At 67.5% G+C, this 22984-nt stretch carries 25 protein-coding genes; 14 read left to right on the top strand and 11 right to left on the bottom strand.

Features of this window, described 5'->3' with window-relative positions; genetic code table 11:
• Positions 1 to 12: 12 nt before the first annotated feature.
• The 4 genes from Aple_RS32130 to Aple_RS32115 form a co-directional block, all read right to left on the bottom strand.
• On the bottom strand, positions 13 to 219 hold the full coding sequence (locus tag Aple_RS32130; protein WP_155348464.1) for a hypothetical protein: 207 nt from the start codon (positions 217 to 219) through the stop codon (positions 13 to 15).
• A 238-nt stretch (positions 220 to 457) separates the two neighbouring features.
• Positions 458 to 745, bottom strand: a complete 288-nt coding sequence (locus Aple_RS32125; protein WP_155348463.1) for a hypothetical protein — start codon at positions 743 to 745, stop codon at positions 458 to 460.
• A complete protein-coding gene (locus Aple_RS32120) occupies positions 745 to 1353 on the bottom strand; it encodes a hypothetical protein (RefSeq protein ID WP_155348462.1) in 609 nt (202 codons plus the stop codon). Before Aple_RS32120 ends, Aple_RS32125 begins: the two co-directional genes overlap by 1 nt.
• A complete protein-coding gene (locus tag Aple_RS32115; protein WP_246264929.1) occupies positions 1350 to 2228 on the bottom strand; it encodes an SAM-dependent methyltransferase in 879 nt (292 codons plus the stop codon). Before Aple_RS32115 ends, Aple_RS32120 begins: the two co-directional genes overlap by 4 nt.
• 373 nt (positions 2229 to 2601) lie before the next feature.
• Here Aple_RS32115 and Aple_RS32110 point away from each other — a divergent pair, with 373 nt between their 5' ends.
• Positions 2602 to 4053 (top strand): hypothetical protein, encoded by a 1452-nt coding sequence (locus tag Aple_RS32110; protein WP_155348460.1) that lies wholly within the window; start codon positions 2602 to 2604, stop codon positions 4051 to 4053.
• Complete coding sequence (locus Aple_RS32105) at positions 4053 to 4589, top strand: GNAT family N-acetyltransferase (protein ID WP_155348459.1); 537 nt, start codon at positions 4053 to 4055, stop codon at positions 4587 to 4589. Before Aple_RS32110 ends, Aple_RS32105 begins: the two co-directional genes overlap by 1 nt.
• A 125-nt stretch (positions 4590 to 4714) precedes the next feature.
• On the opposite strand, the gene Aple_RS32100 is transcribed toward Aple_RS32105, so the two are convergent.
• From Aple_RS32100 to Aple_RS32080, 5 genes are all read right to left on the bottom strand, one after another.
• Positions 4715 to 4879, bottom strand: a complete 165-nt coding sequence (locus Aple_RS32100; RefSeq protein ID WP_155348458.1) for a hypothetical protein — start codon at positions 4877 to 4879, stop codon at positions 4715 to 4717.
• Positions 4880 to 5075: 196 nt separating this feature from the next.
• Complete coding sequence (locus Aple_RS32095) at positions 5076 to 5447, bottom strand: hypothetical protein (RefSeq protein ID WP_155348457.1); 372 nt, start codon at positions 5445 to 5447, stop codon at positions 5076 to 5078.
• Between the two features lie 119 nt (positions 5448 to 5566).
• Entirely contained in the window at positions 5567 to 6031 is a 465-nt protein-coding gene (locus Aple_RS32090; RefSeq protein WP_246264928.1) for a DUF6879 family protein, read from the bottom strand.
• A 28-nt stretch (positions 6032 to 6059) separates the two neighbouring features.
• On the bottom strand, positions 6060 to 6377 hold the full coding sequence (locus Aple_RS32085; protein WP_174889904.1) for an RNA-binding protein: 318 nt from the start codon (positions 6375 to 6377) through the stop codon (positions 6060 to 6062).
• 296 nt (positions 6378 to 6673) lie between these two features.
• Entirely contained in the window at positions 6674 to 6982 is a 309-nt protein-coding gene (locus tag Aple_RS32080) for a hypothetical protein (RefSeq protein WP_155348456.1), read from the bottom strand.
• Between the two features lie 245 nt (positions 6983 to 7227).
• Between Aple_RS32080 and Aple_RS32075 the strand changes: the two genes are divergently transcribed.
• From Aple_RS32075 to Aple_RS32030, 10 genes are all read left to right on the top strand, one after another.
• A complete protein-coding gene (locus Aple_RS32075; RefSeq protein WP_218038587.1) occupies positions 7228 to 7935 on the top strand; it encodes an XRE family transcriptional regulator in 708 nt (235 codons plus the stop codon).
• A gap of 338 nt (positions 7936 to 8273) precedes the next feature.
• Positions 8274 to 9209, top strand: coding sequence for a M20 family metallopeptidase (locus Aple_RS32070; RefSeq protein ID WP_246264927.1), 936 nt, complete (start codon positions 8274 to 8276; stop codon positions 9207 to 9209).
• Positions 9210 to 9392: 183 nt separating this feature from the next.
• Positions 9393 to 10109 carry a GTP cyclohydrolase I gene (gene folE / locus Aple_RS32065; protein WP_155348453.1) on the top strand — a complete coding sequence of 239 codons (717 nt, stop codon included), beginning with the start codon at positions 9393 to 9395 and terminating at the stop codon, positions 10107 to 10109.
• Positions 10106 to 10516 carry a 6-carboxytetrahydropterin synthase QueD gene (queD, locus tag Aple_RS32060; RefSeq protein ID WP_155348452.1) on the top strand — a complete coding sequence of 137 codons (411 nt, stop codon included), beginning with the start codon at positions 10106 to 10108 and terminating at the stop codon, positions 10514 to 10516. The genes folE and queD overlap by 4 nt, the downstream gene beginning before the upstream one ends.
• A 36-nt stretch (positions 10517 to 10552) precedes the next feature.
• The gene (locus Aple_RS32055; protein WP_155348451.1) at positions 10553 to 11356 is read left to right on the top strand and encodes a 7-carboxy-7-deazaguanine synthase QueE; all 804 of its coding nucleotides are present in this window, start codon (positions 10553 to 10555) and stop codon (positions 11354 to 11356) included.
• Positions 11346 to 12215, top strand: a complete 870-nt coding sequence (locus Aple_RS32050) for a hypothetical protein (protein WP_218038586.1) — start codon at positions 11346 to 11348, stop codon at positions 12213 to 12215. The genes Aple_RS32055 and Aple_RS32050 overlap by 11 nt, the downstream gene beginning before the upstream one ends.
• Entirely contained in the window at positions 12212 to 13282 is a 1071-nt protein-coding gene (locus tag Aple_RS32045; protein ID WP_155348450.1) for a hypothetical protein, read from the top strand. Before Aple_RS32050 ends, Aple_RS32045 begins: the two co-directional genes overlap by 4 nt.
• Before the next feature lie 15 nt (positions 13283 to 13297).
• The gene (locus Aple_RS32040) at positions 13298 to 14011 is read left to right on the top strand and encodes a dTMP kinase (protein ID WP_155348449.1); all 714 of its coding nucleotides are present in this window, start codon (positions 13298 to 13300) and stop codon (positions 14009 to 14011) included.
• A gap of 36 nt (positions 14012 to 14047) precedes the next feature.
• The gene (locus Aple_RS32035) at positions 14048 to 14980 is read left to right on the top strand and encodes a DUF2797 domain-containing protein (RefSeq protein WP_246264926.1); all 933 of its coding nucleotides are present in this window, start codon (positions 14048 to 14050) and stop codon (positions 14978 to 14980) included.
• A gap of 70 nt (positions 14981 to 15050) precedes the next feature.
• Positions 15051 to 15872 (top strand): class I SAM-dependent methyltransferase, encoded by an 822-nt coding sequence (locus tag Aple_RS32030; protein WP_155348448.1) that lies wholly within the window; start codon positions 15051 to 15053, stop codon positions 15870 to 15872.
• 14 nt (positions 15873 to 15886) lie between these two features.
• Here the strand turns inward: Aple_RS32030 and Aple_RS32025 are convergent, their stop codons facing one another.
• Together Aple_RS32025 and Aple_RS32020 are read right to left on the bottom strand one after the other, a co-directional pair.
• Positions 15887 to 16417: an NUDIX hydrolase gene (locus tag Aple_RS32025; RefSeq protein WP_155348447.1), complete on the bottom strand. Its 531-nt coding sequence runs from the start codon at positions 16415 to 16417 to the stop codon at positions 15887 to 15889.
• Between the two features lie 49 nt (positions 16418 to 16466).
• Positions 16467 to 16610, bottom strand: a complete 144-nt coding sequence (locus tag Aple_RS32020; RefSeq protein WP_155348446.1) for a hypothetical protein — start codon at positions 16608 to 16610, stop codon at positions 16467 to 16469.
• A gap of 846 nt (positions 16611 to 17456) precedes the next feature.
• On the opposite strand from Aple_RS32020, the gene mobF reads away from it, so the two are divergent.
• Positions 17457 to 21698, top strand: a complete 4242-nt coding sequence (gene mobF / locus Aple_RS55740) for a MobF family relaxase (RefSeq protein WP_155348445.1) — start codon at positions 17457 to 17459, stop codon at positions 21696 to 21698.
• A 227-nt stretch (positions 21699 to 21925) separates the two neighbouring features.
• Positions 21926 to 22951, top strand: coding sequence for an abortive infection family protein (locus Aple_RS32010; RefSeq protein ID WP_155348444.1), 1026 nt, complete (start codon positions 21926 to 21928; stop codon positions 22949 to 22951).
• Positions 22952 to 22984: the final 33 nt, after the last annotated feature.

Here is a 22984-nt window from a genome sequence, read left to right as displayed (position 1 = left end):
TGCAGCCCTCGTTCAGGGCTCTCCCGTAGCTACCGCCGCCCCCCGCTCATCCCAGGGCCAGACAGCCGGTGGCACCCCCACAAGCAGGACCGTCCCCGCCACGAACGCCACCCACTGATCCGCGCCCGCGCCAGCAGCGCCCACGGTCCGGCGCACCAGCCATATCGCCAGCGCCAGCCATATCGCCGCCCCGGCTGCACCCAGCACAAACCCCAGCACGTCGAACACCTCTCTTCACCTGGATGACATGGCCACGACCGGCCGGTCATGGCGTCTAGTGGCGCTACTCATCGTCCGAAGGCGGCGGCGGTGGAGGAGCTGGCGGGGTGGGAAAGTGAGGGCGGCCCGGAATTTCTTTGTCCACCCGTCGGGCAGAGCATCAACTGGTCCTTTCGGGCATGGGCACGACCGGCCGGTTCGTTTTCGACTAAGGGAAGCGACCGGCCGGCCGTGAGCATCAGGGAAGGGGACGGGACATCGGTGCCCGGCTTGTGCCGCCCGGGTTGAGCTCGGACCGCCCGGCCGACCGTGCCGTGTCCATCTCGGATGCCGACGCCTGGCGGACGCACCCGCGCTCCCAGATCTGCTCGTTCCACTGGTCCGACAGCAGAGCCACATACGCGGCGGCGTGATCCAGCAACTCGACGACCGCGCCGGTCACGGGCCTGCTCTTGGGCAGAATCCGCCCCTCCAGCACCGGCACCACCGCTTCGCCGAGCGAGTGGGCCTCAACCCGTGGACGCATCAGACCCCCCGATTCAGGCCGCGCATCACGAACACGGCCGCGCCACCGGGTTCTCTGGCCATCAGCGTCCGGGTGCCTTGGCCCGATCCGATGTACACCAGATAGGCCCCGCCCCGGCCGCCCACGACCACCTTCACCGGCACCACCGCCGTCTCTGTGCCGTCCACCTCCAGCCGGATCTCCTGCTCCCCCTCCACGATCCGCGCCGAGACTCCACGCTTGGCCAGAAGCTGCTCAAGCGCGCGCAATCGATCGGCCGGAGACTGCTCAGGAGCGGCCTCCACCCCCCAGAGGCAGGCCAGGGCCCCTACCGTCTTCTGCTCGGTCTTGGCCATGACCGCGTGTTCGCCGTTCTCATACGGGACGTTCAGCAGGTAGGTATCCACCGCGCCTACCCAGCCGATGGTCGCGGGACTTCCTCCGGCAGGATGCAGAACCACCAACCGCCGGCCATCGTCGGCCAACTCGTCCCCGACGTGTCCGGACCTCGCCTCGTCTTCGGCGCGGTAGAAAGAAAGAAGGTGATGGACCCGCAGGGCAGTCCGCACCCTGCCGAGCGGCCCGTCCGCCGTCTCCGGCGCGTGATCGCCGACCAGTTCCGCCGTCATCGCCTGGCCAACCCGCCGACAAAAGACGCGCCCGACCGGGCGACCACGGGCGCGCCGTTCCCTCCGATGTCGACCCGGTCCAGCTCCGGCCGCCACTGTGAGACCTCGCACACGCCCGGCTCCAGCAGCTCCCAGCCGTCGAACAAAGCGGTGATCGCCTCGCGTGGGCGGGGGGTAAACGGAGCGGACGCCTTCTCATACACCGCCACCGCCGCCGCAAGAGCCTCCGGCTCCATACCATCCGGGCAGCCGTGGGAGAGGGCCAGATAGCAGCCGTCCGGCATCCGGTCCCGGATACGGGCGATGATCGCGCCCGGGTTCTCCTCATCGGTGATGAAATGCAGGACGGCGATTACGAGCACGGCCACCGGCTGACTGAAGTCGATCAGCTTGCGAACCGTCTCGTCCTCAAAGATCTTCTCGGGGGTGCGCAGGTCCTGGTGCACCATCGCCACCCGGTCTTCCAGGCCGGAGACCAGAGCCCGGCCGTGCACACACGCCAGCTCGTCGTAATCGACATAGACGACCCGCGTCTCATCCGGTGCCTTCCGCTTGGCGGCGGCAGCCAGCGCCGCCACCCTGGCCTGGACGACCTCATGCGTGTTGTCCCTGGTCGGAAGCCCAGATCCGATGTCAATGAACTGCCGGACGCCCAGGCCGACCAACTCGGTCACCACCCGGTGCAAGAAGTACCGGTTCTCCCGAACCTGCACAGGCACATCCGGAATGAGCCGCACCAGCCGGTCGCCAGCCTCCCGGTCGGCCGGATGGTTGTCTTTCCCGCCGAGCAGGTAGTCATAGATCCGAGCCCCATTGGGTTCCCTGGGGTCGTAGGCCACCGCCGTCGGCAGCAGAAGCGACCGGCGACGCCTCACCGGCTCCGAATCAGGGTCGGTTACCTGCTCAATCGCCAACTCGACCGAGCTCTTTCCCGGCCCTGCATCCCGCTGGGCAGGCACGGGCTGATGGAGAACCGGCGGCGCAACAGAAGCTCGATGCCCGAGAAGGTCAGCATCGAGTCCCGCCTGGGGGGTGTCGTCGAGAGGGGGCATGCTTCGACGCTAGGGACCGAACCCGGTCGTTGCAGCGTCGCAGGTGCGTCACATTCAGTCATTGGCGTGTCGTCCGTGTGTCACGGATATTGAAAAGGCCCGGAAACGGGAATCCCATGGTGAACGCCATCTATCGTGAAATCATCCGGGGATCGGACTCATATCGGACCCATCCTGATGAGGGCAGGTGTGACTCATGTCCAGCCAGCGGACTCTGTTGAAGGTGCTCCTGACCAATCGGCATTTGCAGTCACACCGGGCCTTCAGTATCGAGTACAACAAGATCGCCAGCCGGGTGGACAAGATGCTGGCTGGCACCGCCCCTAGCCGCGAGCAGCTCAACCGGTGGCTGTCGGGCAAGGTGAAGACCGTCCCGCGGCCTGAGCATTGCCGGGTCTTGGAGCGGATGTTCCCCGGACACAGCGCCGCTGACCTTTTATCCGCATATGATCCCCAAATAGTGCCTTTAGGTGTCCCTAGGACATCTCGTGAAGAGGAAGCGCCCACGAATCGGCGAGAAACGTTTCAGTTTGGCGCGAGGACCATGGCTGCGGAGGACGTCGGCGGCCAGGCCAATACGGATCGCCAGCCTGTCGTCTCCAGCGCGCGCCCCCACGATGCTATGGATATGGAAGAACTACGCCGTCAGCTGCTCATCGGCATCGTCGGCCTGGGAGCAACCGCCGCGTTTGCCCCGTTGGACGGACTAGAACGCCTGCGTACGGTCGTAGACCAAGGGTTGGGCGGGCCGGACCTGGCCGATTGGGAGGAGCGCGCGTGGGAGTACGCGCACCGGATGGTCTCTCACCCGCTGCCTCAAGTGATCGGTGACCTGAGCGTGGACATCCTGGCCTTGCAGGAAATCATGCCCAAGCAGAGAGCTACGGGCTGGGCACGAGTCAATGCCGAAATGATGATGTTCCTCGCCTACGCTCTCGGTTCGGCTGGTCACATCAGACAATCCCACCACTGGTGGTCCTCAGCGCGCCGAGCCGCCGCGGCGGCCGGTGACGACATGGTCGCCCTTGTGGCGTCCTTCGAGGCGATCCTGGGACTCTACGAGCCCCGGCCGCTCCCGCTGATTCTCGCCCGCGTCGATTCAGCCTTAAAGGCATCTCGCGGGATGCCTTGCCATGCGACCACTAAGGCGTTAGGCGCTCGGGCGCATGCTTTGGCGTTGATGGGGGATCGTCAGGGTTCATTCGAGGCGCTCGACGAGCAGGCGCGCGTTTACAAGCTGCTTCCCGGCTCGATCACCGACGATGAGGTGTCTGTGTGGGGTTGGCCGGTACAGAGGCTGCTTCACACTCGCTCGCTCGTCTATACCCTCGCTGGCTATCCTGCTGCCGGCCAGGCGCAGCAAGATTCGATCGCCGCCTACGCTCCCGGCCGGTCGCGCCATGCCGCCCGCCAGTCCGCGCAAGTGCACCTGCATGTGGCTACCTCTGCGGTGCGCTCAGGAGATGTGTCGGAAGGACTGGCCTACGCGCGGAGGACTTTGGAATTACTCGGCACCGACGATGTGACAAGCTTCGTCCTGCACGCGGCTTCGACTGTTGTCGCTGTCGTGCCTCAGAACGAGTTACGAGCCCATTTGCCCGCTGTGATCGAATACCGGGAGAAGCTGGCCCTTCCGAGAGGTTCGTGATGAGCATCGCCTTCCATCGCATGACCGGAGAGGATGCCGCCGCCGCTGTGCTCGGCGACGAATACGCCGAGGTGTACCTCCGGATCAGAGAAGAACCGCCGTATAACAGTGGACCCCTGTATCGGCGCGACAGGTTCCGCGACCGGACAAGCGCCCAGGCCCAGCGTGCGGGGTTCGCCCTCGTCGCCGCCAACGATGAGGCCGGGAAGCTGGCCGGGTTCGCATTCGGTCTTCCGATGGCCGAAGGTGCCTGGTGGGGCGGCGAGACGACACCCGGCCCGCCCGAGGCGGTGGCGCAGGCGAAATTCGCGGTCATCGAACTCAATCTGCTGCCGGAGTATCGCGGTCACGGCTACGGCAAACGCCTGCTGAATCTCCTGCTGGAGGGGCGGCCCGAGCCGTATGCGACGCTTCTAGCCAACCCTGCCGCCGCTGCGCATCCCATGTATTTGAGGTGGGGCTGGCGGATGGTCGGAACCTGCCGTCCGGCACCGGATGCGATGGTGACCGACGTCTTGATCCTGGACCGACGATAGGCCCACGTCATCGAACACCTAGGGGCACGCCTGCGGCGTCGCTCCTCATTGCCATGAGCGGGTCGTCGAAGTGCAGCGGGTCGCTGTCGTTGCCGCCGACCTCTCGATCGCTTTTCGCGCAGGTGCTACCGCTGGTTGGCCGGGAGGTCCGGCCGCGGGGTGTGCTTGGCCTTGTAGCTGGCCAGGGCCGCCAGTCCGGTCGGCACTAGCGGCATGGCGATCGCCTCCACCCAGTCGGGCAGGAACGAGATCAGCGACGGGTCGTCGGCGATCACCAGCAGGATGGCCATACCGGCGGCACCGGCGAAAGTAGGAAGTCAGGGTCATTGCCTTGACCTTGGCTTCCACGAGCCTGGAATAGGTTACGGGCTCAGCGTGAATGTGCCTCTCCTCCGGGGAGTCCCGCCACCATGGCGGGGGTTTAACGCAGGCTGGAAGCACGGGCCGCGCTTCCAACGAATTGGGTGACGGGTTGGAAGCGGGTGATCAGCGGCCAAACATGCTGATCTTGGCCGTCGAGACCTTCTCGACGACTGCCGCGGCGACGTCCTCGCGCGGGTTGAGCACGCGAAGACGCAACTGGTTGTTGGTGTTGAGCGAGAACCGACCGCCCACGGACTCCTCGACCCGGCCGTTTGCGTCGGCGTGCGCCGTCAGCGGCCAGGCATCATCTTTGAACGTCTTGCCGTCGCGGCTGTACCTCGACCAGGCGATGTCCACCTCCGCGCCCGGGGGCAGGCCGCGGACCTTCGCCAGGCCGTCCGCGATACACCAGCGGGAGCCGCTGGCCAGGACCGCGACACCGTCCTCGCCGTGCGCGGAACGGATCGTCGGTCCATTCGGTGTGCCAGCCAGCACGGTCCGCCAAATTCTTTCGCGGACAGTCCGGCATTGAGCCGGATCTCGCGGAGTTGGTCAGCGAGAGCTTGCCTGGCCTGCTGGGCGCTGGACGATGACGAGGATGGCACGGCTCTTGATCAAGCAGCAGGAGGGCTGTAGTCCTCATGGTCAATCGCGAGGTCCCACACTGCTTCGAACGCGGCCACGCAAAGGTCCACGACGGCACGGTCTTCAGTGAACTGGTGGCCGACAACTTGGCCGTCCCCACCGAATAGGGAAAATCGCACAAGTCGCCGATTAAATACCCAAAAGGGATTACCGGGCAGTGGTAGAGCTGACGCGAACGCTCGGGGCAGCCAACGGACCAGTTCGCCGGCGGCGATGTTGTGGTCAGCCGTGAGGCTGTGCTCCCAGCGGACATAGTCGCTGACCGGCTCCGAGACGATACGAGCCCGGCGGATCGTCACACCTCGCGCGACTGCCTCACTGACCGTTTCGCGGAACGCTTTCCCACCCGGCGTCTCTGGTTGGGGTCGACCTTCCTTCCATGCCAGGTAGCGCGGATCGGTCACGAGGTGCTGGTCGTGCATCTCCAGATGCACGGCTGAGGTATCGCATTCGGCCAGCAGTTCAGCGAATGTCGGCTTGCTCTCGTGTGCTCCGTACGTCCTCAGCGGGCCGGGGGTGGGTGTCGGGCGTGAACCGCCGCTTGCCCCGCTCGTACCTGCCACTGGCCGCCTCCATGATGATCTCCGCCATCGCGGCGGGGAGTCGTACCACCGACTCTGTGTCCTTGATCCGACTGTCGGAATTGATCCAGGCGATCACGTCCGGATCTGTGACCGTGTCGCCCTGAAAGTAGAAGTCTCCGGTCTCAGGGTCGATGAACACGGCTGGACAGTCGTCATCGGGGTTGCCTGGATCGACGCCCACGAAATCTAGTCTCATGGTGTGCTCCCTAACTTGGGACGCCCACATCCGACCTATCGAGGCGTCGCACTGTTCATGCCTTCGATGGTTGCTATAGGCGGATGGCCAGGTACACCAATGAACGATGATCAGCAACCCGGTAACGAATTGGGGTTGGTCGTGCTCGCAGGCACACGCGAAGCCCAAGTTAGGTGCGCAAGAAACTCTCCCGCCCTCACCGGCGCGTCCGGGCGCGAGCCGATCGCGTCCGCTCGCTCGCCTGGATGAGGCTGGCCCCGGTGAACTGACCCTCACTTTGGCTGAGGTCGATTCCCTCAGGCTCCGCCCCGCTCTCTGTAGGTGCGTCGACCTTCAACCAACTTCAACAGCAGGCCCACCAGTCCGGCGACCACCCCGATAACCAGGCCAGTCCAAACCCAGCCAGGCAAGCCCTCTGACTTCTCTGGACTCGTCGTCGCAGGACTGGGTGGGGGAAGAGCGGGCGCGGTGGCCGTGCCGTTGACCGTGAAGGGGATTTCCTTCGATCGAGTGGCCATCGGAAAGATCACCCGCCAGGTGTGCTCGGCGAGGGCAAGGTAGGCGCCGTTGTGGCCGAGCAGGTCGCAGAACACCCGGTTCAGCACGCGGAGCGGGCCCGCGGAGGACCGAGCGCGGAACTCGCCGTTCCTGGCGCGTGAGCAAACTGCCCACCGTGCACCGAGGCTAGGTCGGGTCTTCAAGGCCGGGGTAGCGTCGGACAGGCAACCACATAGACCTTCAGCGATAGCTCGGGAGGTGATTGGCTATGCCTCGCCGCTCGTCACGATCCGCACAGGACGCATCACCCTTGCGGCTGGCTCGACTGGCCCGTAACTGGACGTTGGAGGAATTGGTCGAGGAGATCGACTTACGTACTCCTGGTGGACACTCTGGGGTCACGGCCAGCATGGTTTCGGGGTGGGAACTCGGCCGTCACACCACCAGCATCGGCCACCGGAAGACCTTGTGTGAGATCTACGACTTGTCTCCCGACGTGTTGTTCGCCCATCAAGACGAGGGACTGACCGCCCGGCCTGGCCCTCGGCTGCTGGCCGGATTCGGCGACTTGCAGCGGGCGCTGCTGGACACCGTCAGCGGTGCCCGCGATTGCCTGGTGGTGATGGGGTCGCGTTCACGGGACGAGACGTACCTGAAGGCCATCGAGACCGTGCTGGTCGAGCGGCCCCGGCTGGTGTACTACCGGGTTCTGTTCGGCCCGCCCCACCACCGGGTGCTGCAGGAGCACCTGATGCGACTGCTGCGGGTACGTGATCCAGAAGACCGTAGTGTGGGGGTCAAGACCCTGCACCTGGGGTTGATGGAGGACACCACGATGGCGCCGGAGCGGTTCTTCTGCGCAAGCGAACAGATGGCGGTCGTACCGATCCCCTCACTGACCTCGCATGAAGCGTTCGACTCGGGAATCGTGCTGGGCGTGGCTGGCGCAGCCCGACTGCTGGATCACGGTCGACAGGCATACGCGGCGGCAAGGCGGGTGGAGAGCATCGAGCAGGTCGCCGCACTTACGGTGGTGCGAGAACGGAGTGCACAGACATGACGCGAAAAGACGGCAGGGGGCTTGCCACGACATTTGAGGGAAAACCCCGTATGGGCGCTGCCGATTCTGGCACAGATGCTTCCGAGCCCGCCCAAGAGGCACTGGACGCGGCCGGTCGCGATCAGCCCGCTGTGGTGAAACTGACACGTGAACTGGTACAGATTCCCAGCCGCGGCGGCATCGATCCCTACGAGCCGATCTTGGAGCATATGGCGGCCTGGCTCGCCGACCACGATTTGCCGTATCGGCCTTTGACGGGACCCAGCGGATCAACGGTCGCGCTGACATGCGAAGTTGTTGGCGCCGGTCCCGGGCCTTGCTACGTACTAGACGCCTGCTTGGACACCGCGCCGTTCGGTGATGAGGACACCTGGCGCTTTCCCCCGACGTCGGGGGAGGTCAGCGGAGGGTGGCTGCATGGGCGGGGCTCCTCGGACTCCAAAGCAGGGGCGGCGATCTTCGCCCACATCGTCGCGCGGCTCCGGCAGAGCGCCGACCAATGGCGCGGTACCGTCGTGCTGCTGTTTGACGTCGACGAGCACACCGGCTCGTTCGGAGGGGCCAAAGCGTACTTCGAGGGGTCGGCCAGCCGGATCGACGGGGTGATGATCGGATATCCCGGACTGGACCATGTCGTGACGGGAGGCCGCGGTGTGCTGCGTGTCCGCGCATCTGTCCACGGGGTGGCCGGTCATTCGGGAGCCAGAACCACCAGCCCGTCGGCGATCGCCAAAGCCGCTGAGCTGGTCTCTTTGCTGCACGCCGCGCCCGTGCCGGGATCGGCCGGGCCGGACTTCCCGTTGTCGGCCAAGCTGACCGTCACCGCGATCAGTGGGGGTGAGGGATATTCCACCGTTCCGGATCTGTGCACGTTCAATGTCGATGTCCGCCTCACCCCGGCGTTCGACGACCAGGCCGCCCTGAATCTTCTGCGCTCCGTCGTTGCTGACCTTGACGCCCAGTGGGCGGACACGCGGCCGACACACCTGGAGGTAACCACCCGATGGCCGGCGTTCGCGCTGCCCAAGGAGGCGCCGCTGCGCAGCGCGCTCCTGGCCGCCGCAGGGGCCTTTGGGGTGAACGCGGCACCGAAGGTCGCTGGCCCTTCCAACATTGGCAACTACCTGGCTGGGCTGGGCATCCCGGCTACCGCTGGGTTCGGCGTCGACTACCGGGGTCTACACGCCACGGACGAGCAGATCCGCCTGGACTCGATCCCGCCGGTCCAGGCCACTTACCACCAGGCCCTGCTCACCCTGCTGAACACGGCGTAGGAAGCGACCTCGCATGTATGCCCGACCGTTGTGATCTCCGCAGTGACCTGCGAGGAGCGTAGTTGCGTCGACAACGCGTCGACAACCGGGCGCAAGTCGCGCGCCACCAGGCGCGCTGGTCGGTGTCACCTCGCCGGGTGATGGTTGCTGCAGCAACCGCTACCCCCAGGAGGACACCGGTCAATGGACACTCGCTCAGCCGATCTGATCGTCGGACTGCCCGGGGAAGACGGCACTGAACCGACGGCAATCCACCCAACGGCCTATACGTCCCCCGGCTCTGACTGGCACCCCCTGGATGGCAATCCCGGGGATCTGGTCGCCGGATCACCGCGCCTGAACATCGCACAGGCCGAGCTGGCCGCTGCGGCGCTGCTGGCCGCCCTCGGTGTGCCCGCAGACAGTGAGGTTGCCCGGCGGACGCCCGCGCGGATGGTCGCGGGCCTGGCCGAACTGCTGACCTGCCCCCCGTGGGAGTTCACCACCTTCCCCAACCGTGAATATCAGCACGAGTTGGTGCTGGTGCGCGACGTGCCGTTCACCTCGATGTGTGCCCACCACCTGCTGCCGTTCTCCGGCGTGGCGCAGGTTGGCGTGCTGCCGGGCGAGCGCATCGCGGGGCTTTCGAAGCTGGCCCGCGCCGTCGAGGTGTTCGCGGCGCGGATGCAGGTGCAAGAGGAGCTCGGGCAGCAGATCGCCGCGTACCTGGACCAGCAGCTTCAGTGCCGTGGCGTCGGTGTCGTGCTGGTGGCCGAGCATCTGTGCATGACGCGTCGCGGGGTCCGCGCGGCGGGCGCGGCGGCGATCACCATCGCCACCCGTGGCCAGCTCCGCGACGACCTGGCCGCTCGAGCCGAGTTCCTGCAGCTGACCACGGCGCAGATCCGGAGCGCCCCATGAGCCACACGATCGGCAAGCGGTTCACCTTCGAGGCCGCGCACTACCTGCGCGGTCTGCCTGAGGGACACAAATGCGGTCGCCAGCACGGGCACTCCTACACCGTCGAAGTCTTCGTTACCGCGGGCGAGTTGTCCGGGCCGGGTTTCGTCGTCGACTTCGCCGAGCTCAACCCGCTCAAGGAGCACCTCGCCGAGCTTTATGACCACCGGATCCTCAACGAGATCCTGTCCGTCGAGCCGACCAGTGAGAACCTCGCGCGCGTGCTGTTTGAGTGGTGCAGCGCGAACGTGCCGCTGCCCACCGCCGCGACGATCGAGGCAGTTCGCGTTGCCGAAACCTCCACGACCTGGGCCGAGTACCGGGCGACCCCGCCTCTGCCGGGCCGTGACCGGCCAGCCGCTTCGTAGGTGTGTCCCCTAAACCTCGCCACTGAGAGGAAGCCCATGCCCGCCCCCGTCGCATCGCCGGTCGCCGACCTCGGCCAGTGGCCCGTCCCGATCTCCGAACTGTTCTACTCCTTCCAAGGCGAAGGGCCGAACCTCGGCCGCCGTGCCCTGTTCATCCGGTTCAGGGACTGCAATCTGACCTGCGGTTACGCCGCCGCTCCCGGCTCCGCGAACACCCCTGCCACAGGGACGATGCGCTGCGACACGGAATACACGTGGAACGGCGCCAAGCATGACCTCAGCACGGGCGTCCAGCATCTGACCCCGCAGCAGATCTGGGACGAGCTGATGCGGCTGGACCCGTCCACCACCAACCCCGGGCTCGCCGCGGTCGACCTGATCGTCGCCTCCGGCGGCGAGCCGCTGCTGCGCAAGAATGCCCTGCTGTATCTGGCGAACCAGGCCGTGTCTACAGGGCGGCGGATGGAAATCGAGACGAATGCCACCATCACACCGGGGGCCAACCTGATCGCGGCAGGGGTGGCGTTCAACGCCGGGTTGAAGCTCGCCTCCTCCGCGGTGCCGCGCAGCAGGCGGATCAAGCCCGCCGCGATCACCGCGATCCAGGCCAGCGGCCAGGCGCGGTGGAAGTTCGTGGTTTGCGGCCCCGACGACGTGGCCGAGATCGCTCAGCTACAGGCCCAGTTCGGGCTGACGGAGATCTGGCTCAGCCCCGAGGGCACCACGGCGGCGGCCGTCATCGAGCAGATGCGCAGGGCAGCGGTCCCCGCGCTGGAGCACGGTTGGAATCTGACCACCCGTGAGCACGTCCTGATCTGGGGAGACGAACGTGGCAAATGACCTCGGCTCGTCCACGAACGCCTCCGTGAACAGCACGGCGGGCACTACGGGGAGTATCAACGTGTCGGTGATCGCACCGGCCGCCTACCTGCGGGACTTCGTTGCCCAGGCCCCAGCGACGGTGCATCATGTGGCCGCTCAGCGTGTTCTGCACGACCTGGCATACCGCGAGTTCTTCCTCCAAGAGGCCACATTGGGGGCCACGATCATTCTCGACAACGGTGTCTTCGACCTTGGCACGTCGCTCGGTCCCGACGACCTGGTGCGGGCCGCCCGGGCGGTCCACGCCGAAGAGATCATCCTGCCCGACGTGATGGGCGACGGCCCTGCCACGATGCGAGCCAGCGACGCTGCGGCGGCCCGGATTCTCGATCTGAGCGATGAGTTCCGGCTGTGCGCGGTGGTGCACGCCGCCGACGACACCCAGTGGCATCGCTGCTACGACCACCTCGTCTCCAGCGACTACGTCGGCGCGATCGCGTTTCCCGCCTCCCGGCGCAAACAACCGAGCCAGGAGCTGTCGAAGAACCGCCTCGCGATGACCCGCCATCTCGACGACCACGGGCTGGTCGACCCCGGACGGATCTACCGGCTGCTCGGCTTGGGCCAGAGGGGGCACCTGGAGTTGTTCGAACAGCGCGGGCACACCTGGATCAGCTCGGTCGACTGCGCGGCTCCGGTGCTGATGGGCGCAATGGGCGTCGCGATGCTTCCCGACGGCCCGTACGAGAAGATAGCGACGCCGCGGGTGGAGACAGTGGAGTGGATCGACCCAGCGCGGTTCGCGCTGATCCGCGACAATATCAAGGCCGTCCGGTACGCGGCGGGCTGCCCCATCAAGATCCGGATGCCCAGATGAGCGCCCCGGCTGTCGACGCGGCCCCGGCGTGCCTGCTCGGCGCGTCACCCGTCGATTTCTACCGCCACACCATGAGTGTCCCGAGTCTGCGTCGCTATCTGGAGATCAAGGTCCATCACCTGATCCAGGACCACGACTGGGCGCGCATCCGCGTCATCGGCGACTACGACCGCACCAGCGTGATCTCGACGAATGAAAAGAACGACAAGCTGTTCAACTGGCAGCGCCCCACCGCCGAGTTCAACGCCGAGGCTTTGACGGTCAAATGCTTCCCCGGCGTGGACTATGTCCACCACTACGCCCTGATCATCGCGACCTACCTGAACATAGTCGGACGGTACCGCGGCCAGGTCGACTACGAACTTCCCGACGAGTCCCTGTGCGAGGCGTCCGTCGCCCGGCTGAACGTCGACCCCTCCACCGACGATCTCGTCGTCTTGGGCTGGGGTCTGGGGCGGTTCGCTGGCGGCACGCAGTGGACGCCGGGCCACGGCTACGCGTGGAAGCGTGCCGAGGTCGAAGGGCGGCGCGTGCTCTACCTGGGCTACCTGCACAGCATCTGGGGCGATGTCGCCGGCCGTGTCGTGTCCCGCCTGGCCGCTCTGGGTGCCCGCCGCGTCGTCTACGTCGGCAAGGTCGGATCCCTCGACTCGCACATCGCGCCCAACACATCCCTGGCCACCGGCAACAGCAGCGTCATGGCCGAGGGCAGGGTCTCCTGGCGGGACTTCTTCGATGACCTGGCCATCGGCCAGCCGGACACCTGCTCCGGAGTCCATGTGACGTCGCCGTCGATCCTGCTCGAAGGCGAGAACTGGCTGGCCGGACAGCACGGGCACCGGTTCGTCGACCCCGAGATCGGGCACATGGGACGCGCCGCACACGCCGCCGACATCGAGTTCGGTTTCCTGCACGTCATCTCCAACAACCTTGCCCACGCCTACCCTGTCGACCTATCCAACGAACGGCTCGCCACTGTGGTCGAACGCCGGACGCACCTGCTCGACCGCATCCACGAGATCATCCGGCTCCGGTTACGGACCATCAGCCTCGAAGACGCCCACTGACGGAGGGATGAATTCGTGAGCATCGAGAAAACGAGAACCGGCAAACTGATCACAGTGGCAGGGATCGACGGTGCCGGGAAGTCGACGCTGGCAGCCTCTCTCCACACGGCCCTCAAAGACTTCGGGCAGGACACGATTCTCGTGGGCAAGCACACCACCACCGAGGTTCCGTCGAGCATCGATCTAAGCACCGACCTGTTGGAGTACCTCGACAGCCTCAACGCCGTCGTCTATCGACGCAAGGCAAGCGTGGGCGCCGCCTGCGGAGACTACTACTGGCTATTCGCACTCGCCGCTTGGTACAGCCTCCAGGACCGGCTGATCATCCAGCCCGCCCTGAGAGCCGGAACTCACGTCATCCTCGACAATGCCCACCACAAGATCCTCGCCCGCTATGCCGTCAACCCCGACGTGCCCACCCATCTGGCCGGCCAGGTGTTCGCCCACCTCACCCCACCCGACATCGTCGTGTTCCTCCAGGTCACAGCCCAGGAGGCGCTACGCCGCAAGCAAGAGTTCAGCGCGTTGGAGGCCGGACACACCGGAATGACGGTCGAAGCCTTCATTTCCTACCAGGACACCGTCACCGCCGAACTTCAACAGCAGACCGTCCACGAGCCCTGGGTGTCCATCGACGTCACCGGCAAAAGCCCAGGCTTCGTGCTGAACGAGACGCTCACGGTGTTGTCCGAACGCCTCGACCTTCAGATCGACTTGAAGGTCACGTAAAGGTCAGAAACCATCACGACAGGGGAAGGCGGCCTCGTGGGCCTCGAATTTGGCAGGCAGTACCTGTGGCACGGCGTTACCTGGGCGACCGGGAGGCCGACGCTGCTCCTGGCTGACGCCGCGACCGGTGTGCTCGGTCATGTTGAGGTCATGGGGCTGGACCTCGGGCTCAAGGTCTGCGGCTCGGCCCGGTTCTGCACCGGGCGGTACGGCTTCGCCGGGACCTGCCAGGTCGAACCGCTGCCATGCCCGTGGCAGGCCGAGGCCGGCAGCGGCGGGCAGTGCGCCGGGTGCCTGGGGCAAGACGAGTTCCGCTTCGCCCATCAGTTCCACAAGGGCGGTCATGCTCCACCGGCGCTGGCGGCGTACATGTCCCAACCGCACTGGCTCTACGTCGCCACCTTCGCCCACGCGGTCAGCAAGGTGGGGACGGCGGCGGCGCCTCGCCGCCGATCGCGCTTGGACGAACAGGGACCCACGTGGGCGACCTACCTAGCCCATGTGCCGGACGGCCGCGCGGTCCGCATGTTGGAGGACGCACTCAGCCGCGAACTCGGCCTGACCCAGACGGTCCGTGGAACCGCCAAGCTGGGCGCGCTGGCTGACCCGGACCCAGCACGGATCCACGCGGCGCACGAACGCGTCGTCGACCGTGCGATCGCCGCCCTCGCGGACCTGGGGGTCTCCATCGTCCGGGACGAATGGGAGCCACCAGGCGTGAGTCTCGCGCTCCGCTCCCCGCAGCAGCAGGGGGAACGCGCGGTCTACCCACACGACCTGCGACACGGCGAGCACGGTTTCCTCGTCGAATCCTGCTCCGGCAGCCACGTTCTGGCGCGGCTGTCGAGCGACGCCACCCACCCTGACGGCGTCCGGTACGTCCTGGACCTCAACACCTTGAAGGGCCGACGGATCACCATCGGCGACTACACCTCGCCCGAGACGATCCTTCAAGGGTCACTGTTCTGATACTCACCCTGCACCTCTACGCACCGCCGAGCGCGGGCGCAGCCTGTCCGCCTGCGCCGAGAGGAGACCCATGCGACCCCAGGACGCGATCGTCGGCTGGGACGACGAGCTGAACGCCGAGCTGTACGACCGCTTCACCCGCCAACACCCGCTCTACGCCGACACCAGCCGTGACCTGGTCTCCCGCGCCGACCTCACCGACAAGCGGCTGATCGTCGACCTGTGCGCAGGAACGGGTGTCACCGCCGCCATCGCCTTGGAGGCAATGCCGATCGACGGCCGGGTCATCTGCGTCGACAGCGCGAAAGCCATGCAGACCGTCGGGCGGCGCACTCTAAACGACCCCCGGATCACCTGGATCACCGCCAGGGCCGAAGACGTCTCGGACCACATCACCGCCACCGTCGACGCCGTGGTGTGCAACTCGGCCATCTGGAAGACCAACACACCCGCGACCTTCGCCGCGGTGAAACGCATCCTGCGGCCGGGCGGCCGGTTCGTCTTCAACATCGGCGGCGGCTTCGCCGACCTGTCCGACCCCGACGATCGGGCGCGCACAACGCCGTCGCTCACCGACCTGATCACCGCTATCGCGGTGCTCGACTACGGGTACGTGCCCCGCCGCCGCGAGGACCCGGGTCCGGTCCTTACCCCCGCCACTGTGAAGACGCAACTCGTGGCAGGCGGATTCACCGTCCTCGCGCAGGACACTGTGACCCGCACCAGCACGGTGGAGGAGAAGCGGGCGTGGCTGTCCATCCCCCTGTTCGCCCGTCCTTCGGGCCAGCTGACCCACGCTCAGCGCATGGAGATCCTGCACGAAGCCTTCAGCAGAGTCGACCAAACCCAGGTGAGCGCCACCACGTGGCTGGTCGTCGTCGCGCAGGCGTGAATCTGGCAGCCAAGTCAGCGGGTGGAACCGCTCCTCACTCGGGCAAGCTGCTCAGTGAAGCGGCGGATTCTGGGACGGTCGTCAGGAAACGTGCTCTGCCAATGCTGAGTCAAGGGGAGCCACGCCGCAGGTTGATGCGCCTCCCCGATCAAGGGAATCGAAATGTCGATCACTGCCGCGTACGACAGCCCGAGCGTGGGTGACCAATCCGGGCGGTAGGAGCGGACCGACACGGCCGCGGGCACATCGAGCAGCTCCGCGGTGACGCCGGTTTCCTCAAACAACTCGCGGCGGGCCGCAGTGCGTGGTGTCTCCCCAGGCTCGATCCTTCCGCCGGGCGGGACCCACCCACGCCAGCGATGCTTCACCAGCAAGACATGCTGAAAGGTGCTGTCTAACACCCAGACTTCGGCAGACAACGGATCCATCCGGTCCTGACGCGCGTGCTCCAACCAGGCGCGAGCGTTGTCGTACTCGGCCTGCGCCAGGTGGGCGTCGGCATACGCCGCGGCCAAGGTGAGCAGGTCCGGCCCACTGTGAACCATCGCCCTAGGCTACGACCGACCCAGCGGTTGGCGTGGGGCAATGGGCGATCTATGAGATTGGGCCATGCCGCCCGGCCGGTGAAGGTTGGACGATCAGGACGTTGGCCCGCTCGCATACGTCCAGGCAGTCGGGGACGCGGACGTCGGTGAGTTCGGCGAATCGCCGGACCTGGTCGTCGTCGAGTTCGGGCACTTTAGGGGTGGCGCCGCCGCCGCGGCAGATGATGATTCTGGTCGCACGGGAGCCTGCCTCAGTGATCGGTTCCGGTTCCTGGACGGCTCGCGCCCGCTGACGGGGGGAGAAGCGCGCAGTCGCATTTCTCGGCGCCGGAAAGGCAGTAGTCGAGGCAGCAGCTGCGTCGGGGGAAAGGGCTGTCCGCCCATCAGCTCGCCGCTGTTCTTCAGGACGCCCATGGTGAGGAGTTCGCGTCCCAGCTTCGACACATTTGACGCTGCGCTCGGGCCATTGAGGGTCAGGGTATGGGCGGTTTCGGCCAGTGAGGAAGCGTCGTTGATCACGATCAGCCGATCACATTGCAAGATCCACTCAGTAGTGATGTTCAGATGTTCGAACCACTATTGGAAGCTTACAAGACATGTCATAATATCTTACAAGATCTATTCAAGAATGGACCAAGGTATCTCCGATACGCCGGTCAAGATCGGAGTGCCGCGGGGGAGCGGACGAATGTCGGCTGCCACCGAAGATTGCAGCGCGGCGCCGGAGATTGCAGCGGGCGCTTCAGCGGAGAGGAGAACGAAGCGGTGAAGATTTCAGCGGCCAGGTCAGAGGCCCTGCCGTCGGCTGGCAGATGCCCAGCGACTCGGGTGCGTCCGGCGCTTGCTGAAGCACTCGCGCCTCGTTCCGACCGACGAGCGTACAGGGCTGGTGTGCATGAAAGATTTCAGCGCCCAGCTCAGGGCGTTGGCGCGCTGCAAGCTTCAGCGCCAACCGACAACGAACCTTGCATCATCCGGACCTACCTTGCGAGCCGCAGGTCAGAACGATGGTGAGTCGCAGGGTTCGCGTGGATAGGACATGCGGACAACGGGAGGCGAGGGGAGGGTCGGGCCGGTGGCGTGGGTCAGCGTGATCGGGCCCTCTCAGGAACAGGTCGAGTACCGCCTGCAGGAGGGCGCCGGGTGCGGGCACCAGGTCCGCGATCCGGATCGCCATGCCGAACTCGCTCCCGGCACCGAGCACGACCCCGGCGTACGCCCGGACGGCCAGGTCGCCTACCGGCTGGCCGGCGACCGCGGCTTGATGTGGATCGGCCAGGGCCTGCACGAGGTCGGCATCACCCCGCTGACCACCCTGACCCCCGGCCAGCACGACGCCGCTCGCGCCATCATGGACGGCGTCGACCCGCGCACCGGCCAGGTCCTGCTGGCCCCCAAACACGCCGTCGACCCGCGCGCCAAACTCGGCGCCGTTCCCCTGCTGCAGGCCCTGGAGGAGGCCGCCATCCTACGCGCCCTGGATGGCGGGACGGTGGCGCTACTGGCCGACCAACCGGCACTGGCCAAGCGCGCGACCCGCTTAGCTCGGGGTGTGGCCCGCCAGGGCGAGGCCCACCGGCTGCCGATCCGCGACGCCGAGCGCCTAGCCGACGCGGCCGGGCTGGATCTGGCCGACCTGTACCCGGCCGAGGAACTCGCGCTGACCCGCCGCTGGCGTGATGCCAGGGTGCGGGTCGGCAACCGCGGCTACGACCTGACCCTGGACGTCACCAAGAGCCTTTCTAGCCTGCACGGCCTGGCCACGCTGTCGGCCCCGCAGTTCGCCGCCGCCATCAAGGAGAACTTCGCCGAAGCCGTCACTGAGACCGTGGCCGCCGTCGAGCAGTGGGCCGCCTACGGGCAGCGCGGCCACCAGGGCGACGGCCAGCTCGCCCAGCGCGCCGAGTCCACCGGCCTGCTGGGCTGGGTGATGTGGCACGACATCGCCCGCCCGGTCGGTGACGCCGCCCCCGACCCGCACCTGCACGCCCACGTCGTCATCGCCAACCTCGTACGCGGCCGCGACGACGGCAAGTGGTCGGCCATCGGCGCGGGCGGCCGCGACATCCACCGGCATGCCCACGCCGCCGACGCCCTGCTCAAAGCGCGGCTCCGGCGCGAACTCACCTTGTCTCATGGCATCATCTGGGCTCGCGACCCCGACACCGGAGCCTGGGAGATCCAGGCCATCCCTGCCGACGTGCGCGCCCTGTTCTCCAAGCGCGGCAACCAGGTCCGCGCCACCCTGGCCCGCCTGGGCGTCGACTACGGCCAGGCCAGCGGCCAGGCCCGCAAACTCGCCTCAGCACAGAGCCGCCAGGCCAAGAGCACGGCCACCGAGCACGGTCTGGCCGCCGACTGGCACGCCCAGCTGGCCGCTGTCGGCATCGACGGCCACGCCCTGGTCGCCGCCTGTCGGCCCGACCCCGGCACCGGCCCGGCCGGGCTGGCAGGCCCCGGCGGTCCGGGCCCTGTACTCCCGGACCGTCCGGCGGTGGAGGAGATCGCGGCGTGGATCTGGCGCCCAGAAGGCGGGCTGACCGCGCACGCCAAAGAGGTCTCCCGGGCCGATGCGCTGGCGGCCGTGATCGACGCCTGCCCGGACGGCGTGGCCGACCTGGCCGACGCTGAGGCTTTGACCGACCGGGTGCTCGCGCTGGCCCCGGCCGTACGCCGCCCGGCCTCCGGAGCCACCCACCTGGCCAACAGCCAGCGCTACACCAGCCAGGACATCCTGGACGCCGAAAAAACCATCCTGGCGGCCGCGCGGGATCGGTACGGGGCTGGCTGGGCGACGGTGGACGCCGAGGCTGCCCGCCTGGCGATCACTGTCTACGAGACTGGCAGCGACCTGACCCTGTCGAATGAGCAGCGCGCCGTCTTGGAACGGCTGCTGACGGGTGGGCACGGTGTCGAGGCCGTGATCGGCGTCGCCGGGGCAGGGAAGACCACGCTGATGGCGGCCGCCCGCACCGCCTGGTCCTCTCGCGGCCTGGTGGTGGTCGGCGCCGCCACCGCCGCCGTGGCGGCCGCCAACCTGCACGGCGAATCCGGCATCCCCACCACTACCATCGCCTCCTGGCTGGCCCGCATCCAGGACGGTCCCGGCCTGTCCGGTGTGGACGTCCTGGCGATCGACGAGGCCGCCATGGTCGACGACCGCGAGCTGGCCGTCCTGCTGACCGAGGCCGGCCGCACCTGCACCAAGGTCACGCTGATCGGGGACCCGGTGCAACTGCGCGCGGTCGGCGTCGGTGGCGGGTTCGGCGCGGTCCACCGCCAGGTCGATGGCGCCCTGCTGAGCGAGAACCGCCGCCAGCGCGACCCCATCGAACGCGCCGCGCTGGAGCTGTGGCGGGCCGGGGACCGCCGCCGGGCCCTACACACCTGGGGGCAGGGCGGCCGCGTGCACGCTGGACGGGACGCCGTCGACACCCTGGCCACGATGCTGGCCGACTGGACCTACGCCCGCCAGCTCTATCACCCCGCCGAACCCGGCACCGCCACTGAACCCCATGACCTGGGAGAACCGCGTCAACTCGGCTGGCCAGCGGAGTTCACACGGCAGGACGCCGAACGTGTCCACGACGAGCTTGCCGAGGTGCTGCTGCTCGCGGGAACCAACGAGGCCACCGACCGGCTCAATGCAGCCGCCCGCGCGATCCGCCGCGCCCGCGGTGAGCTAGACGGCCCGGACCGCCTCTACCTTCTCCCTGGCGGCAAGATGCTGGCGCTGGCGGTCGGCGACCACGTCCGGGTACGCAAGAACGACTACCGGACCCGGCGCGGTGAGGGCCTGGACGTGCTGAACGGGTACCGGGGCCGCATCACCGCCATTGGCACTGACCGGCGGGTAGAGGTCGAATGGCGTTCCCGTACGGCGGATGGCCCGCAGCTGGTCCGCGCGTGGATCAGCCCGCACTACATCGCGGCCGGCGGCCTGACCCACGGCACCGCGATGACCGTGGCGGCCGCCCAAGGGCTGACCGCTGAGCAGGCCCTGATCTACGGGCTGGGCCTGGACCCGCACACCCTGTACGCGGCGATGGCGCGAGATCGGCAGACCGCCCGCCTCTACCTCCCCCGCGACCTCCTGGAAACCGACGCCGACCGGGCCCGCCACGGCCAGGCCCGCACCCTCGGTGAAGAGCTGCAGCGGGCGCTGGCCGCCTATGCCGCCACCCTGGAGGGCAACCGTGCCGACCGACTGCTCACCCCCGAGCCCGACCCGATCGCCAGCCTCGCCCGAGAGGGCCAGGGCATGCCCGGCGAACCCGCCCGCGATCCGGATCACGCGGTACACCGGGAGCAGCCCGCCCGCACTGCCGAGCGCCCAGCCGAGCCCCAGGAACGGGCCGCGCAGCAGGTTCTGGACACCGTACGCCGCGCGAACCTGCTGCTGTCCCTCACCCGCGTCCCGCACGGGCTGGGCCTGGCCGACGATCAGCAGCTGGCCGCCCGCACCCGCCGCCTGGCCGCCGACCTCCAGACCACCCGCGCCGAGCTGGCAGGCGCGCGGATCGCGCTGGTCCGCACCACCGAACACGGCGGCGGTCGCGCCGAACGCGCCCTGGACGCCAAGGTCACCCGATTGCGCGACCAGGTTGCGGCGATCGAGCGCGCCGAGGCCGACGCCGCCCGCCTAGGCCAGGCCCACGCCACCATCACCACCGCCCACCGCCAAGCCGAAGAACTGCGCGCCCGCCACCGGCAACTGACCGGCGAACTGGAAGGGCTGACCTCCTGGCGGCCCGGCCACTGGGCCCGCCGCCGCGAACTCGAGGCCGAGCTGCCCGCCATCGAGCGCGAGCTCAGCGAACTGGCCGCCCGCGCCGAACCGGTCAGCCCGGCCCGGCCCGCACTCGCCGAAGCCGCCCGGGCCAGCGCCACCCAGGCCCCTCCCACCCCCACCTGGCCGATGATCCGCGCCCAGCACGACGACCTGGCCCACGGCATCGACGCCGCCCGCCGCGCCGCCCGCGCCGCCGACGTCACCACCGCCGATCAGGCCGTTCAGGCGGCCCGGTCCCGCCGGGATGCCGCCGCCGAGCACCACCAGGCCGTCGTCGACGAGCACACTCGCCGGGCCGGGCTGGCTCCGGACCGACGGGAGCAAGAGCAGGCCGTACGGCGCGAGCAGGCGGAAAAGGTCGGCGCGCGAACCGGCGCTGGCCAAGAGGTCCCGGGTATCGGCCGGTCCGGCCCCAGCCGTACCCCGGCCGCGTATGTGCCGCCAACGCTCCCCCGCCAGCACGGACCTGGTCGAGGGTTCGGCCGCTGACCATCTCGTCGCTGTCCCGACATCGTGCTGCGGGCGAGAGGGACCGGCAAGTTCGTTGCCGGAGGCGGTCGGATACCGTCACCGCCTGAGCGCGCTGCGGAAAGTGAGCTCAGGCCCCGCCCCAGTAGCGGCCGAACAGGTCGTACTCGCACAAATATGGCGACCGCTCCCCGGTTGCTGCGATTTGATTGCGGAGAACAGTACGACGCACGCGGGGGGATGGGCCTATGGCCGAGATGGTCACGTCGAAGATGCTCGCGACCTTTGAGTTCGTTCGACCTGCTGGGATGGAAGATGCCTCGTGGGCGGCCGCCCAGAGGCTGATCGGGAGGCTTGAAGGCGCGGTCGCCGCACGTGACCACGCCCTGGCCATTGGCTGCGCGAAGGAGCTCGCTGAGTCCGTTGCGAAGGCGGTCCTGGTTGTCCGGGGCGAGGTGGTGAGCGCCAACGACGATTTTCCCGCAGTGGTGAAAAAGGCGCATACGGCACTCCAGCGCCAGCCTGGTATCGACCTCGCCCAGGACTCGCCGCTACGCACTATCGCCCAGAGCGCAAGGACCATGGTCACGCAGCTCGCCGAGATCCGAAACATCTATGGCACCGGGCACGGCCGCGCTCAAGATCCAAAAGTCACCGATGAGATCCTGTACGTCAGCCTCGATGCCGTCGCGCTGTGGATCAAATGGGCGCTACGTCGGCTTGACGTGCTCGCTCAGGGAATGCCCAGCTCTCTGATCCATGACCTCCTCAATGGAGGACCCTTCACCTCAGGTGTTCTTGCCGGGCGACTGATCGCCGCCGATCTCCCCTTGCAGGAGGTCGCCGTTCAACGGCGCCTCGGTGTCGCCGTGGCCCAGCGGGCGATGCAGGGCACCTTCCTTATTCAGCGCGAGGGCGTTGAAGCCTGCGCCGAAAGCGATGAGCTAGATCTGTGGCCGGCACCATATCGAGAGGGAGCCTTTGAGGGCCTCTTCATCAGCCAGTTCGAGACGCCGACCATCAGCACCTGGTCGGCGTCTCAGGCCGCTCGGCTTCTCACACCACTGACGCGGGCCGATGAGATCATCACCTCGGTCATCGGGAAGGTCCGCGGCCGGCCAATCCCGGTGAGCCGGGAAACCCTGGTTGCTGTTGTCGAGCGACTCACCGGCAGCGCACACTTCCTGCCCCAGGGCGCGGAGAACGCCTGGCAGGAGCTAATCGAACTGGTGAAGAAGGCCGCCAGCGCTGCGGACGCGGGCACGCTGGCGTAGATCAGGCGTTGGTCCCGGAGCCACTTGACGATC

Source organism: Acrocarpospora pleiomorpha, assembly GCF_009687885.1.
Classification (GTDB): domain Bacteria; phylum Actinomycetota; class Actinomycetes; order Streptosporangiales; family Streptosporangiaceae; genus Acrocarpospora; species Acrocarpospora pleiomorpha.
The sequence above is the reverse complement of the archived record's forward strand: the minus strand, read 5'-3'. Positions and strand labels throughout refer to the sequence as shown.